Annotated in this window: 1 pseudogene; it reads left to right on the forward strand. The window is 43.5% G+C overall.

The annotated features are described in order from the left end of the window. A pseudogene (locus ACG9ZB_RS17610) lies at positions 1–253 on the forward strand (ISNCY family transposase); the annotation flags it as partial.

Consider the following 253-nt stretch of genomic DNA (forward strand, 5'->3'; position numbering starts at 1 on the left):
GTTCTGAGCACTCTCAATATCGATATCATTTTCGCTAACTCCCCTCAAGCCAAAGGTCGTGTAGAACGAGCGAATAGAACACTTCAGGATCGTCTGATTAAGGAGATGCGTCTAGAAGGCATCAGTTCAATTGCAGATGCCAATAAGTGGCTGCCGTGCTTTATTGAGCAATTTAATCGTAAATTCGCCAAGATGGCTTTTAATTCCAAGGATCTACATCGGCCTATCGCTGAAACAGCCGAAGAATTAGATG

It is taken from the genome of Acinetobacter johnsonii (assembly GCF_048551975.1).
Lineage (GTDB): Bacteria > Pseudomonadota > Gammaproteobacteria > Pseudomonadales > Moraxellaceae > Acinetobacter > Acinetobacter johnsonii_A.